Here is a 14,104-nt window from a genome sequence, read left to right as displayed (position 1 = left end):
ATCCATATAATCCTTTTTTATTTTTAATTGTCTTTAAAATTGGCTTGGCGCTTTTCAACAAATGCTTGCATGCCTTCTTTTTGGTCTTGAGTTGCAAAAATCGAATGGAATGTTCTGCGTTCAAAACGCAAACCTTCTTGCAAACTGACTTCAAATGCACGGTTAATTGACTCTTTGATCATCATGGTTGCCACCACAGATTTTTCCGCTATTTTTTCAGCAGCTTTTAAGGTCTTTTCGACCAACTCCTCTTTAGGAAAGACCTGAGCAACTAAACCACTCTGCTCTGCTTCTGCTGCGCCCATTTGTCTCGCAGTCAGACACATTTCCATGGCTTTGGCCTTACCTATAGCAAGCGTTAAGCGCTGTGTCCCACCTATCCCTGGGATTACTCCCAATGTCACTTCTGGTAAACCGAATTTTGCATTGTCGGCACAGTAAATAAAGTCGCACATGAGTGCTAACTCACAGCCTCCACCTAACGCATAACCACTGACAGCTGCGATTAGAGGTTTACGGCGCTGAGCAATTCGATCTGCCAGATGAAAAAAATCATCCAAATAAATATTTGGAAAACTCAGTTCAGCCATTTCTTTAATATCTGCACCAGCGGCAAAGGCTTTTTCTGAACCTGTAATAACCATACAACCGATGGTTGGATCTCGATCTAAATCATCTAAGGCTAAATTAAGGTCTTTAATTAATGTGCTATTCAACGCATTTAAGGCCTGAGGACGATTTAAAGTAATGAGTCCTACACCATTGTTCTTTTCAAGCAGAATTGTTTCAAATTGCATGTGAGATCCCTATATATGTTCAATATTTATAAGTAGGCTTCGTCTGAAGCCTTGTCGTTTTAAAGGTCTTAAAGACAACGTTATAAGCTGCGGGCAATTACTAAACGTTGGATATCACTTGTGCCTTCATAGATTTGGCAAATACGTGCATCACGATATATACGCTCTATCGGGAAATCTTTGAGATAACCATAACCTCCAAAGACTTGTAATGCTGCGGAGCAAACACGTTCAGCCATTTCAGACGAAAAAAGCTTGGCCATAGACGCTTCATTTAAACAAGGTTGTCCTGCTTCTTTTAAACGTGCCGCGTGATAGACCAATTGGCGTGCAGCTTCTATTTCTGTTGCCATACTTGCCAATCGGAACGCAACTGCCTGATGTTCAAAGATCGGCTTTCCAAAAGTAATACGCTCTTTGGCATATCGGGTTGCTTCTTCTAATGCTGCTCGTGCAAGACCAACCGCTTGCGCCGCTATACCAATACGACCGCCTTCTAGATTTGATAAGGCGATTTTCAAACCTTCACCTTCTTTTCCTAACATTAGGCTTTCATGCACTCGCACGTCTGTGAGTGCGATTTGGCAGGTATCTGAGGCATGTAATCCAAGCTTTTCTTCAGTACGAATCACTTCATAACCAGGTGTTTCTCTTGGGACAATAAAAGCACTCATGCCTTTTTTCCCTGCACTTGGATCAGTCACAGCAAAGACAATAATGACCCCTGCATTATGACCAGAGGTAATAAACTGCTTAGCACCATTAATCACCCATTCATTGCCATCTTTAACTGCACGAGTTTTAATGGCAGCAGCATCTGAACCTGTATGCGGCTCAGTTAATGCAAATGCACCGATCATTTTGCCTTGTGCTAAAGGCACTAAATATTTCTGCTTTTGTTCTTCTGTGCCAAATTTAGCAATAGGAACACAGCCTACCGAGTTATGTACACTCATAATGGTTGAGGTTGCCCCATCTGCCGCTGCAATCTCTTCTAGAGCCATAACATAGGCAAGATTACCTGTATCTGAACCACCCCATTCATCTGATACCAACATACCCAATAAACCCAGTTCCCCCATCTGCGCTAAAGCCGCTTTGGGAAAGGTACCGTGTTTATCCCATTCAGCCGCTTGAGGTTTAATTTGTTCCTGTGCGAAACTGCGTGCCATGTCCTGAATTAATAATTGTTCTTCGGTAAATTGCATCTTATCTTCCTGTACATCAATCAAATGCTTCCATCCAGTTTGAAAATGATTAGAACTGAATGAAAGCTTGATTTTGATCCTGATTGTTCGGCATTAATTTAGAGTTAATCGTTACGTCATTTAACTTGCATGCTGCGTGGATTGTTTCGCAATCTCTTGATTTCTTAATAAGAAACGCTGAATTTTTCCGCTTGGAGTTTTCGGTAGTTCTTGAACAAACTCCACCAATCGTGGATAAGCATGTGCAGATAGGCGCTTTTTCACAAATTGCCCCAGCTGCTCCGCTAATTCTTCTGACGCTGTGACATGCTCAGCTAAAATCACAAAAGCTTTTACGATTTCTGTCCGATCTGGATCAGGCACACCAATGACCGCAGCTTCAATCACTGCATCATGCTCAAGTAAAGCACTTTCTACATCGAATGGCCCGATACGATAACCTGATGTGGTAATCACATCATCATTACGACCAACGAAGCTCATACTGCCATCTGCGTGTAATTCTGCGGTATCACCCGTGAGGTAATAATGTTTTACAAAGGGTGACTTACGACTTTCTTTATAGCCACCAAACCACATCATCGGTGATTGACTGATATCGACAGCCAGTACTCCTGGCGTTCCTGCAGCTAGCTCTTGCCCTTGTTCATCAACAACCGCCACGCGATATCCCGGACTGGCATAACCTGCGACACCTGCGCGAATATAATGTTGTAAACCATGGTGATTACACACCACCATACCAACTTCAGTCTGACCATAATGGTCAAAGATCGGTGCATCGAGGACTTGTTTAAACCAACGGAACACTTCAGGGTTAAGCGGCTCACCAGCGCTACTGACGACTCGAAATTTACCTTTGAGTTTTGCCATTTGTTCAGGATCAGCTGCCATCATCATCCGATACGCTGTCGGTGCGCCTGCAAGGTTCGTCACCTTGTAGTCATCTACAATCTGACACAAACTATCAATGCTAAAACCACCTTCGTAAAAGAGTGTTGCATGTCCAAGTAAAAGTGGTCCAGTGATTCCATAATACAAACCATAAGCCCAACCCGGATCGGCAATATTCCAAAACGAATCATCTTCACGCAGTCCTACCGCATTTTTCATATATTGACCAAAAGCGATCAAAGCTTTAAGCGGGACTTCTAAAGGTTTTGCGGGACCTGTAGTACCTGAAGTAAACATTAGAAGAAATGGATCATTGATGCTCTGTAGGACAATTTCACAATCTGTAGACTGTGCGTTTACTTCATCCCAAAAGTTTAAATCTCCCTGTTGAATCCCTTGACCCGCTCGATCTGCAACAGTAACGATTTGGGGACAATGTGCAACTTCATCTAATTTACTACGATTACCAACATCGCTAATCACCAATTTGCTTTGTGCAAGGTGTAAACGATGTTCAATGGCTTTGGGGCCAAAGGCGGTAAATAGCGGTTGATATACAGCACCTATTCGCCAAGCCCCTAAAATCACCACAAGTAATTCAACTGTACGAGGTAATAAACCCGATACACGATCACCCTTTTGCACACCCTGTGACTTTAAAAAATTGGCAAATTGGCTCGACCACTGTTGCAGCTCTACAAAGGTATACTGTTCTTTCCGCCCATCTTTGCCTTGCCAATACAGTGCAACCTTATCTTGATCAATCGCATGACGGTCGCAGCATTCATAACATGCATTTAATTGCTCTAAAGAGCCTGATAACATTTCTTTGGCAGCATGATTTAAGTCAAATGCCTTTGCAACATCTTGATAATTCGACATCTTCTCTACCTCAGTCTCAATTTATTGTTATTCCGACACGAGTGTTAGTATTTTTAGCCATCCCTAGGCTAGATTGGTGTTCAAAGCGATTAAGCATCCTTAGGTAAGTATTGCTGCACAATGCTTGAAAAATCTAAGTGTGCATTACCTTGTAAACACAGCTGTTGATACATCTGCTGAACCAGTCCACCTAAAATAATCGGCTGTTTGACTTGTCCTGCGGCTTCTACAGCCAATCCTAAATCTTTCAACATCAACTGCGTTGCAAAACCATCGGTATAGCCACGTCCTGCAGGTGCATTTGCTGAAATACCCGGCCATGGATTACATACATCCGAACTCCAGCAACGTCCGCTCGAACTATTCACCACACCCGCTAAGGCCTGAGGATCAATCCCCAGACGCGCACCGAGCGCCATACCTTCAGCAACGGCTGCCATGGAAATACCAAGAATCAAGTTATTGCAAATTTTCGCAATTTGACCTGCACCCACATCACCACAATGCACAATGTTTTTACCCATGTGGCCCAATACCGCTTTGGTTTTTTCAAAGGTTTGATCATCTGAACCGACCATAAAGGTTAATGTACCTGCCTGAGCACCAATAGTTCCGCCTGAAACAGGGGCATCACAGATTTTTATCTGATGTGCAGCACCCACCTCAGCTATATCCTTAATGGTTTGCGGATCAATGGTACTGCTATCGATACATAAGCTTCCTGCTTTCATTACCGCCAATACACCATTTTCTCCCAAGTACACCTCTTTGACATGCTTGGCAGCAGGCAACATGCTAATCAAGACATCTGCTTGTTTCGCGGCATCTTGTGGGCTGTGGCAAACGATGCCACCTGCTTCAGTAAAATGCTGAATCGCAATTTCACTTAAGTCGAAACCGTAAACCGTAAAACCTGCTTTGAGTAGGTTTTGGGCCATTTTTCCGCCCATGTTTCCTAAACCGATAAAGGCAATATTCATCCTTGAACTCCTAAATTAACGTAGGTTAATGGTGGTATTCACTTCACCTTTTTCTTGTGTATCTTCGAACCAACGACTGGTGATGGTTTTAGTTTGTGTATAGAACTGAACTGCTTGCTTACCATATGGACCTAAGTCACCCAGTTTTGAACCACGCGATCCTGTAAAACTAAAGAAAGGTACAGGTACAGGAATTGGAATATTGATACCCACTTGACCAATATCGATATCGCTTTGGAATTTACGAGCAACTGCACCACTTTGTGTAAACAGTCCAACACCGTTGCCGAATGGATTAGCATTAATCAATTCAATCGCCTGCTCTAAAGTATCAACATGAATAATGGCTAATACGGGTCCAAAGATCTCTTCGGTATAGATGCGCATATCGGTTGAAACTTGATTAAAAATCGTTGCTCCGACAAAGTTTCCTTGCTCATAGCCAATGACTTGAACATCACGACCATCCAGCAACAGTTCTGCGCCTTGTTCTACACCGCTTTGAATTAAATCCAGTACACGTGCTTTTGCGCGAGGTGAAATAACTGGGCCAATATCGGTATTCGGCTCATGCCCTGCATTGACCTTCAGCGTTTTGGCTTTTTCAACCAGTTCATTGACCCATTCTTTACTTTCACCAACCATGACAGCAACCGACAAAGCCATACAACGCTGACCTGCCGCACCGAATGCTGCACCAACGAGGGCATTTAAAGTTTGTTCTTTATTGGCATCCGGCATTACCACGACATGGTTTTTGGCCCCCATCATCGACTGCACACGTTTTCCATGCTGTCCTGCAAGGTTATATACATGTGTACCAACGGCTGTAGAGCCTACAAATGAAATGGCCTTAATAGCTTGATGTGTACATAAACGATCAACAACGTCCTTACCACCATGCACTACGTTCAATACACCTGCTGGAATACCGGCTTCAATCGCAAGTTCGACAAGCATCATGGTCGATAATGGATCTTGTTCAGATGGCTTTAGAACAAAGGTATTTCCACTGACAATAGCCATTGGGAACATCCACAGTGGAATCATCGCAGGAAAGTTAAATGGCGTAATTCCTGCACATACACCCAAAGGTTGTTGCAAGGTATAGGTATCCACACCACGTGCCACACCTTCTATATATTCGCCCATTTGAAGTGTGCCAACCGAACACGCATGCTCAACGACTTCTAAACCACGTTGAATATCACCTTCAGCATCTGCAAGTGTCTTTCCTTGCTCAGCAGTCAGTACGCGGGCAATCTCTTTCATATTGCTACGGATGAGATCTTGTAGCTTCAGCATAATGCGCATACGTGCTTGAACAGGCGTTAAGCGCCATGTTTTAAAAGCCTCTTGCGCTGAAGCAATCGCTGCATCCACTTCTTCCATAGTCGCCATTGGAACACGACCCAAAACCTCTTGAGTTGCAGGATTTAGAATGTCTTGCCACTCTGTAGTGTTTGACTCTATAAATTTACCGTTAATTAATAATTTAGCCGTCGCTGACTGAATATTTGACATTGTGTTCATGACCTCTCCATAGGCACTTATTGTTTTGTACTGACTTAGAAAATATCCAAAAGCCTTATATTTATATTTTCCAATTCACTTCAAACTAGCAAAGAAAATTTTGACTACCAATAGAGATTCACGCACGATTGATGTGCAAATATGCACAGGGATGACAATAACAATGAAAGTAGATTGGGATCATTTACAGTATTTTTTGGTTTTGGCTCGTGCGAAAACCCTAACCAATACCGCACGTATTATCGGTGTTGAGCACAGTACGGTTTCTCGACGTATACATGCGCTAGAACTGGCTTTAGGCACACCATTATTTAAACGTGAAGCCACAGGTTATGAGCTCACTTTAGAAGGTTTGGCACTGGTTCCTCGCGTTGAACAAATGGAACAGGCATTTTTACAAATCGAAAAACCTAACCAACCTATGCAAGGTCGTGTGCGAATTGGCACACCCGAAGGGTTTGGAACAGCATTTTTGACACAGCTCTTGGCAGAATTGTCCAAAAAATACCCCTTGCTGACTATCGACCTTATTCCTGTGCCGAAAATGATCAAGCTTTCACATCGTGAAGCAGATATTGTTATTTCCATCGATCGACCAAAATCAGGCCCCTATATCATTACTCGACTGGCAGACTATTGTTTAAAGATTTATGGCAGTAAAGAATACTTAAAAAATACGCAACCCATTCATACATTAGAAGATTTAAAATCACATACCTTTGTGAATTATATAGATGATTTAGTCTATAGCCCTGAACTGTATTGTTTAGAACGTTTACCTATTCAGCTCAATGCAAACTTTAGAAGTAGTAGTATTTTGGCTCAACAAATTGCCGTGAGTGCGGGTGCAGGATTGGCAATATTGCCCAAGTTTTTGGCCGAGGAAAAACCCGAATTAGAACAAGTCTTGGCGCAAGATGTTCGTTTTGTGCATACCTTTTGGATGCTGACCTTAGTCGATTTACAACATGAGCCACGCATTAAGCTAGTCTGGGACTTTTTGAGAAAAAGAACTGACCAATATCATAGTTTATTAATGGATTAAGAAATGAAGCTACCTTCCAAACTATAACTGTTATAGAAATTTAGATGAATGTTGTATCTATGCTTTCAAGCGATATACCCTAATAATCACCTATAACCACTAGGGATTTAGAGTACATCTTATGAGCAATCAAGAGCCTAAAAAACCGCAAAAATATGCAGACAGTGAAATTTCAGATAAGGCTTTTAAGCGTGCCATTATTTGGTTCTCGATCTATGTGCTTTTATTCTGTATTGGTGTAGCGTTTGTCGTTGGTGCAGATAATTCCTATCTACCTTAAGCGATAATCTATTCGCTTATTGCAACTCGCTATTGCATGTATATCTTACATTTCATGTTCGCTCATGATCAGATCATATTGAATTGATTATTAGGCCAATTAATTTGGTTTTAAATTTAAAAAAAGCTTGTAAGTCTAGATTTACAAGCTTTTTGCATTTTTAAAGTGATCAAATCACAGCTATAAAATTACTTGCCCATCTGAATCGCTTATGCAGGACTTTGCATTTTAACTTGGTGCTGTAGATGCGTTTGAATATATTCACCGTAGACCGACATTTTTTCAAAGATGTGTTCTGAATAAAACATGTCTTCTACCAAGACTTGCGCACGGTCAAATTCATATAAACTTAATCGTTGTAAAATTTTGGCGTTAATGACCGAAAATTTTTGGCATAAATCGATATATTGCTGATCTTTGTCTTTAAATAGCAGCTTTAACATATTGATTTTATTTAGATCAAAGTCAATCAGTTCAGCTTTATCCGCCAATACATGGATTTCAACATCTAAAAATTCAGCGAGCTGTTTTAATTTTTCTAAGTCTATATGTAGATGTGTAATACAAATGATTTTGGAAACTTTCGGATTACATAAGCTATTGATCAAACTAAAATAGAAGTATTCTGCTGGCGATAGTTGTTCATTATGTAGCTCAATATAGACATTTAGTCCCGATAAAACATCATCAACTTTAAATGCGCTAAGTTTAGCCTCCGCTTGATAATAACGATTTAATATCGCAACATTTTCAGGGCTTTGTGGTGTAGCGTAGATCACCTTCTGATTCAAATTCGCTAAAATAAAGGGTGCAAATAAAAAAGCAGCATTTTCAGCCTTGGCGTGCATATGCTCCTGACAAATACTGACATAGCCCACTTGCTGTACTTGTCGCAAAATTCGACTGCGTAACAGCACCGCTTCTAAATTAGTATGCTTTTGTTGCAGCAGATGCAGCGTTGAATCTGTCAATGGAACATCCACCAGTAAATGTTGTAACAGTTCTAATTCACTGGCTTTAAACATACTCAACTCCCTAACTTCCATACCATTTGACGCCACAAGTGTTGTTGTCAATACACCTTATAAAAAATTCAAGCTTAAAACTAGATACAGCGAATTTGAAAAAACATATAACAGTACAGCCTCATCTGTTATAAAAATATAATGCACAATTAATTTTACTGATATATTTATAACAGAATCTTGTCTTGTTGATGACTATGTATAAATCGGAACAGCTTGCTCAGCACCTACGTCAACTGATTGAAAATGGCACTTTAAAAGCGCACGAAAAGCTCCCGTCTTTACGTGAACAAGTGCAGTTGTGCGGTTTTAGTTTGATCACGGTCATGAATGCTTATCAGGAGTTAGAATCGCGTGGCTTAATCTATGCACGTGAAAAATCAGGCTACTATGTAGCGCAAGGCTTAGTCGAAATAGAGGCTGAACAAACTCAAATCGTGTCTTTAAACACCCCCATTGAAATTAACTCTCTGGTCTTTAAGTATTTAAAATCGATACAAGATGAAAAAATCGTTCCATTGGGTTCAGCCTTTCCAGCTCAAGACATTGTTTTTTCTAAAAAGCTAACCCAAATCATGGGGCAAATTTCCCGAAATCCCAAAAGTTACGATGCCATTGATAATCTTCCACCCGGTAATTTAGCTCTACGTAAGTTGGTTGCACAGCGTTATTGCATGCAAGGCATAGCCACTGACCCAGAGGATATTGTGATTACCTCAGGCTGTATGGATGCACTGAATCTTTCCTTACAGGCCATTGCCTCACCGGGTGATTATATTGTGTTACAGCAAAATATTTTCTATGGCGCCTTGCAAGCTGCAGAGCGCTTAGGCCTTAAAGTGGTGACCTTACCTGAACATCCACAAGACGGTTTTGATTTAACCGCGTTTGAACATATTTTAAAAACTTATCCCGTCAAAATTTGTTGGCTGATGCTGAATTCGCATAATCCTGTGGGCTTTACAGTGAGTGATGAAATCAAGCAAAAAATTGCCGTGCTCTTACACCAATATCATGTGTATTTAATTGAGGACGATGTGTATGAAGAAATGCATTATGCGTCTAAGAAACCTGTTTCAATGAAATACTTTGACCAAAATAATATGGTCTTACATTGCTCTTCTTTTTCTAAAACGTTGGGCGCTGCATTTCGAGTGGGTTGGGTGCATGCAGGTAAATACTCTCAAGCGATTCAACACTTGCAGCTTATGAGCACGATTTCCGTCAATACCTTATTGCAAAATGCCTTGGTGGAATTTATTTCAAATTATCATTATGAAAAACATTTACGGGTCCTAAGAAAAAGTCTACAGCAACACAAATTACAGTTTTACCGTTATTTGGAAAGCCGCCTACCGACTGGATGCAAATTACAATATCATCCAAGTGGTTATTTTCTTTGGTTAAAACTACCAGAAAACGTTGAAAGTATGGCAATCTATGAAGCCCTAATTCACCAGCAGATCGGTGTTGCTCCAGGCCGTTTATTTAACGTATCAGAAGCCAAAACTCAATATATCCGTTTAAATTGTTCCTTTGCATGGAAGGATGAGATTCAACAGGCTTTAGATGCCCTCCTTAGTACAATCTCTGCACTTTCCTCAGATCAGATGAATATTTGACAATTTTTATTGTCATTATTATGCTCAAACAGATATTGTTCAAATACATATATTTGTTGTTGAGATCACAATGAATTCATTCAATATTTACCAAAATTCAAAAAACAAATAGGTTAGTTCATGGAAGATCAAAAACACAGTCAACGCATACATGCCTTTAGTTCGGATGTACTCACAGATCTGGATGCTGTGGGGATTGCACAGCTCATCAAATCTAAAGAAGCCTCTGTACAGGAAATAACACAAGCGGCCATTGCACGTGCGGAACAAGTCAATCCGTATCTAAATGCCATTGAATTGGACTGTTTTCAGCGTGCTTTAGAGCAAAATCAATATGTTGAACATGGTCTATTTGCGGGCGTCCCTTTTTTCTTTAAAGATAATCTAGATTATCAAGGATTGCCATCACGCCATGGTTCAAAGGCCATAGGTTCAAAACCAGCCGATCGTAATCCTCAAATTAGCCAACAAATCTTAGATCAAGGGTTTGTCGTATTAGGAAAATCTAAGCTCCCTGAATTTGGTCTAAATGCCAGTACCGAATATAAAGATGGCTCAGCCACCTATAACCCTTGGAATCTAAGTTATTCCTGCGGCGCGTCTTCTGGCGGTTCTGCAGCTCTCGTTGCAGCCGGTGTAGTGCCGATTGCCCATGCCAATGATGGCGGTGGTTCAATTCGTATCCCTGCTGCATGCTGCGGTTTGATTGGATTAAAGCCTAGCCGTGGCCGTACTTATGACAGTGAAGCAGCAGGCTCTCTTCCGATTAATATCATCAGTGAAGGTGTTTTAACCCGTAGCATACGAGATACAGCGCATTTTTATGCAGGAATGGAGTCAAGTTATTACAATAAAAAACTGCCACGAATAGGCATGATTCATGGCCCTTCTAAACGTCGCCTACGCATAGGCTTAGTCCCGCAATCGATTACAGGGCAAATAGATAGCGAAACAACTACAACCTTAATGCATAGCGCAGCACTCTTGGAAAAATTAGGTCATCATGTTGAAGAACTTCAGTTACCTTTTTCCTTAAGCTTTGTTGAAGATTTTAGTGAATATTGGGGGATGTTGTCCTTTTTACTGAGTACCTTTGGCAAGAAAATCTTTGGCGCTGACTTTAATCCAAAAGAGTTAGATCACTTAACCGTTGGTTTATCGAAGTTGTATAAAAAGAACTTTTATAAAACCCCGCTATTTCTGTATCGATTAAAGAAAATGCAGCAACAATATCGTGAAATCTTTAAGCATTATGACGTTTTGCTATCGCCTGTACTTGCACATACCACACCTAAAATTGGCTATTTGTCACCTCAATTACCGTTTGACCAGTTATTCGAACGTATACAGAACTATGTGACTTTTACCCCTATCCAAAATGTGGTGGGTGCGCCGGGTATGTCGATTCCTATGGGAGAAACGCAAAACGACGGACTACCGATCAGTATGCAAATATCAGCCGATGTCGGTGATGAAAAAACCTTGATTGAACTGGCGTATGAAATTGAAGAAGCTCAGCCATGGCGACGTATTCAAGATATGCCTCGAACTGCTTAACAAACCAATCAAAGAGTTAAAAAAGGGAGCTGATTGACTCCCTTTTTTATTTTCAAATCTGCGAATCAAAGCTTTTTAATAGATCACTGTTTAAATACAAGATGCTTAATTAAAATGATACGTCAGTCCTGCATATACCGCCCGACCTTCACCAGGTGTTAAACGAGCAGGATCTTTGCCGGCATCGTTATAGCTCGGTGTCACGGTAGATGCATATTTTTTATTAGCCATATTTCTGAAATCCAACCAAGCCATATACTGTTTTTGCGGTTGAATATAGCCGAACGATGCTCCCCAAATTTGCCAATCTTTTGCGTAGAAACTATTGGCATAGTCGGTTGCGACCTTTGCGGCATAAAGTGTATTCACCGCAGCATAAAAGCCTAAAGGATGTTCGTATTTCAGTTCAGCCTGATAGATGTGTTTTGGTATACCTGCAAGCTCATTTTTTCCAAATACCGCATCATTTTTATAGTGAAAATCATTCAAGGTATAGGCTTGTTTTAGTTGAACCTGTCCATATGTATCATTTTGCCAAAGTGAACTGTTTAAACCGACTTCAATCCCTTGATGGATGGTGTCTGAAGCATTCGATTCGTAAATTATCGGATTAGGCTCTGGTTGGATTTCAACAGCCAACAGTTCATTTTTAACCTGTGAATAGTAATATGCAATATTCCACTCACCCAGTGCATGTTGACCACGCCCACCTAGTTCAAGAGTATTCGCTGTCTGACTATTCAAATGAATCGGAGCATTTTGGCGTCCCGTCGCTGCGCCACTTTCATCGGGGAACTTTTGATCCGAACCCCAAATTAAAGCCCATGGATGTGGTGCTTCTAAGCTTCGACTGACATTGGCAAAGAGCTGTGTTTCTGGTTTGATTTGATATCGGAAACCTAGCGATGGCAGGACATTCCATTCACGAATATTTTCTTTATGGCTCTGCACAGGCCATGTCACTTCACTTTCACGATGGGTGTACGCCAATGCAACTCGACTATCGAGCCAAAACTGTGGGTGTAGTGCCAAGGCATTGGCATAATGTAAAACATAGTCACCACCTTGGTAGGTATAATGCCGCGTTTCTGTACCCGCAGCATAGGCGCCTTGCGCTACACGCAAGCGTTCAACGACCTGACCATCTGGCAAATGCGTGGTACTACGAAAACCTAAAGTATTTTGGCTTTCATGCCCCCATAGCGTTCGGTCAAATTGGTAGTTAAATAAGGTAATGATATCGTCATAGTCAACATCGGTACTATACAAACCTTCTTGCAAATCCATCGGATAATGGTGATAGGCCAGACCCAACTGTAAACGATCACCCGAGTCCAAAGTCATATTGGTTTTATTCGCCAACCAAAGACTTCCCGGCTGCGGACGATTATTATTCAGCGAGATATTTTGGGCTACTGCTTGTTTTGGATTTTGTTCAATCTGTTGTTGGGTTAGACGTCCCGGCGTTTGGTGTTCAGTCTCTCGGTAACGCAGATAAAAACGTGTATCTAGGTTAGGGTTTATTTTATATCCCACATTGGCCGATAAACCTTTGCTCTGGCTTGAAGCATGATCTTGAAAACCGTCATCATCACTTTGTGTTAAGGAAAGATAATAATCTAAGTCACCGATTTGTTGTCCTGAGCTGATTTCACTTTTTTGATAACCGTGGCTACCCATTTCATGATGCACTGACAGTTTTGCTGCATTTTTTCCTGTTGGGCTTGCATAGTTAATTAGACCACCCAGGCTTAATGCGCCACGTGTTAAACCATTCGCCCCTCGTAAAACCTCTATATGGTCTACCCACAGCGGCTCAAGCAGTTCATAAGGTGTTCCTCCTGGCCCTGTAAATGGCAAATCATCTAAGGTTACATACAACCCTGAAGCATGCGCCCCCGGTGCGCGATTGATCCCCGAGCCACGTATCGACAGTTTTACCCCTTCATTTCCTGAAGATGCCGCGTAAATTCCCGGTTGATTTTTAAATAAATCAGCATTTGTTCGCTTGGGTACATCTTGAATGTCTGCTGCAACGATCGCATTGGTTGCACCATTTACTTTAGTCAATGCTTTTTTTATTTGATCATCCATTGAACTTTGTTCAACGTTAATGGTGATTTCAGGTAATACATTGCTATCTGCAACACTATATTGTGCCATTGCAGTAAGCATCATCAGGCTTAAAAGCTTAAGTGACGTGTTGTTATATTTGGAAAATTGAGGGACATCCATGATTGCGTCTTCTAAGTGAAACGAAATTGACGGCAAGGATTGTAGT

The 14,104-nt window shown here is 41.2% G+C and carries 11 protein-coding genes; 4 read left to right on the top strand and 7 right to left on the bottom strand.

Features of this window, described 5'->3' with window-relative positions; genetic code table 11:
• Window positions 1–23 precede the first annotated feature (23 nt).
• The 5 genes from FTT92_RS15660 to FTT92_RS15640 form a co-directional block, all read right to left on the bottom strand.
• A complete protein-coding gene (locus FTT92_RS15660; RefSeq protein WP_180172578.1) occupies window positions 24–797 on the bottom strand; it encodes an enoyl-CoA hydratase in 774 nt (257 codons plus the stop codon).
• Between the two features lie 80 nt (window positions 798–877).
• A complete protein-coding gene (locus FTT92_RS15655) occupies window positions 878–2,005 on the bottom strand; it encodes an acyl-CoA dehydrogenase family protein (protein WP_180035213.1) in 1,128 nt (375 codons plus the stop codon).
• A 120-nt stretch (window positions 2,006–2,125) separates the two neighbouring features.
• Window positions 2,126–3,781 (bottom strand): AMP-binding protein, encoded by a 1,656-nt coding sequence (locus FTT92_RS15650; protein WP_180172577.1) that lies wholly within the window; start codon window positions 3,779–3,781, stop codon window positions 2,126–2,128.
• An 89-nt stretch (window positions 3,782–3,870) separates the two neighbouring features.
• Window positions 3,871–4,761 (bottom strand): 3-hydroxyisobutyrate dehydrogenase, encoded by an 891-nt coding sequence (mmsB, locus tag FTT92_RS15645; RefSeq protein WP_180144641.1) that lies wholly within the window; start codon window positions 4,759–4,761, stop codon window positions 3,871–3,873.
• A gap of 15 nt (window positions 4,762–4,776) precedes the next feature.
• On the bottom strand, window positions 4,777–6,294 hold the full coding sequence (locus FTT92_RS15640; RefSeq protein WP_180172576.1) for a CoA-acylating methylmalonate-semialdehyde dehydrogenase: 1,518 nt from the start codon (window positions 6,292–6,294) through the stop codon (window positions 4,777–4,779).
• Between the two features lie 163 nt (window positions 6,295–6,457).
• Here FTT92_RS15640 and FTT92_RS15635 point away from each other — a divergent pair, with 163 nt between their 5' ends.
• Together FTT92_RS15635 and FTT92_RS15630 are read left to right on the top strand one after the other, a co-directional pair.
• A complete protein-coding gene (locus FTT92_RS15635) occupies window positions 6,458–7,339 on the top strand; it encodes a LysR family transcriptional regulator (protein WP_078193328.1) in 882 nt (293 codons plus the stop codon).
• Between the two features lie 121 nt (window positions 7,340–7,460).
• Window positions 7,461–7,619 carry a hypothetical protein gene (locus FTT92_RS15630; protein ID WP_168379604.1) on the top strand — a complete coding sequence of 53 codons (159 nt, stop codon included), beginning with the start codon at window positions 7,461–7,463 and terminating at the stop codon, window positions 7,617–7,619.
• 209 nt (window positions 7,620–7,828) lie between these two features.
• On the opposite strand, the gene FTT92_RS15625 is transcribed toward FTT92_RS15630, so the two are convergent.
• On the bottom strand, window positions 7,829–8,644 hold the full coding sequence (locus FTT92_RS15625; RefSeq protein ID WP_180172575.1) for a hypothetical protein: 816 nt from the start codon (window positions 8,642–8,644) through the stop codon (window positions 7,829–7,831).
• Window positions 8,645–8,841: 197 nt separating this feature from the next.
• Here FTT92_RS15625 and FTT92_RS15620 point away from each other — a divergent pair, with 197 nt between their 5' ends.
• Both FTT92_RS15620 and FTT92_RS15615 read left to right on the top strand, forming a co-directional pair.
• Window positions 8,842–10,266 (top strand): PLP-dependent aminotransferase family protein, encoded by a 1,425-nt coding sequence (locus FTT92_RS15620; RefSeq protein WP_180172589.1) that lies wholly within the window; start codon window positions 8,842–8,844, stop codon window positions 10,264–10,266.
• 120 nt (window positions 10,267–10,386) lie between these two features.
• Window positions 10,387–11,823, top strand: coding sequence for an amidase (locus FTT92_RS15615; RefSeq protein ID WP_180172574.1), 1,437 nt, complete (start codon window positions 10,387–10,389; stop codon window positions 11,821–11,823).
• A gap of 105 nt (window positions 11,824–11,928) precedes the next feature.
• On the opposite strand, the gene FTT92_RS15610 is transcribed toward FTT92_RS15615, so the two are convergent.
• Complete coding sequence (locus FTT92_RS15610; RefSeq protein ID WP_180172573.1) at window positions 11,929–14,058, bottom strand: TonB-dependent receptor domain-containing protein; 2,130 nt, start codon at window positions 14,056–14,058, stop codon at window positions 11,929–11,931.
• Window positions 14,059–14,104 lie beyond the last annotated feature (46 nt).

The sequence above is a fragment of the Acinetobacter sp. YH12023 genome, assembly GCF_013420135.1.
Classification (GTDB): domain Bacteria; phylum Pseudomonadota; class Gammaproteobacteria; order Pseudomonadales; family Moraxellaceae; genus Acinetobacter; species Acinetobacter amyesii.
The sequence above is the reverse complement of the archived record's forward strand: the minus strand, read 5'-3'. Positions and strand labels throughout refer to the sequence as shown.

Excerpts from the sequence above, each read along its gene's own strand:
- FTT92_RS15655 (WP_180035213.1), bottom strand. The coding sequence starts at position 2,005 with ATGCAATTTACCGAAGAACAATTATTAATTCAGGACATGGCACGCAGT.
- FTT92_RS15660 (WP_180172578.1), bottom strand. The coding sequence starts at position 797 with ATGCAATTTGAAACAATTCTGCTTGAAAAGAACAATGGTGTAGGACTC.
- FTT92_RS15625 (WP_180172575.1), bottom strand. The coding sequence starts at position 8,644 with ATGTTTAAAGCCAGTGAATTAGAACTGTTACAACATTTACTGGTGGAT.
- FTT92_RS15630 (WP_168379604.1), top strand. The coding sequence starts at position 7,461 with ATGAGCAATCAAGAGCCTAAAAAACCGCAAAAATATGCAGACAGTGAA.
- mmsB (WP_180144641.1), bottom strand. The coding sequence starts at position 4,761 with ATGAATATTGCCTTTATCGGTTTAGGAAACATGGGCGGAAAAATGGCC.
- FTT92_RS15610 (WP_180172573.1), bottom strand. The coding sequence starts at position 14,058 with ATGGATGTCCCTCAATTTTCCAAATATAACAACACGTCACTTAAGCTT.
- FTT92_RS15620 (WP_180172589.1), top strand. The coding sequence starts at position 8,842 with ATGTATAAATCGGAACAGCTTGCTCAGCACCTACGTCAACTGATTGAA.
- FTT92_RS15615 (WP_180172574.1), top strand. The coding sequence starts at position 10,387 with ATGGAAGATCAAAAACACAGTCAACGCATACATGCCTTTAGTTCGGAT.
- FTT92_RS15640 (WP_180172576.1), bottom strand. The coding sequence starts at position 6,294 with ATGAACACAATGTCAAATATTCAGTCAGCGACGGCTAAATTATTAATT.
- FTT92_RS15635 (WP_078193328.1), top strand. The coding sequence starts at position 6,458 with ATGAAAGTAGATTGGGATCATTTACAGTATTTTTTGGTTTTGGCTCGT.
- FTT92_RS15650 (WP_180172577.1), bottom strand. The coding sequence starts at position 3,781 with ATGTCGAATTATCAAGATGTTGCAAAGGCATTTGACTTAAATCATGCT.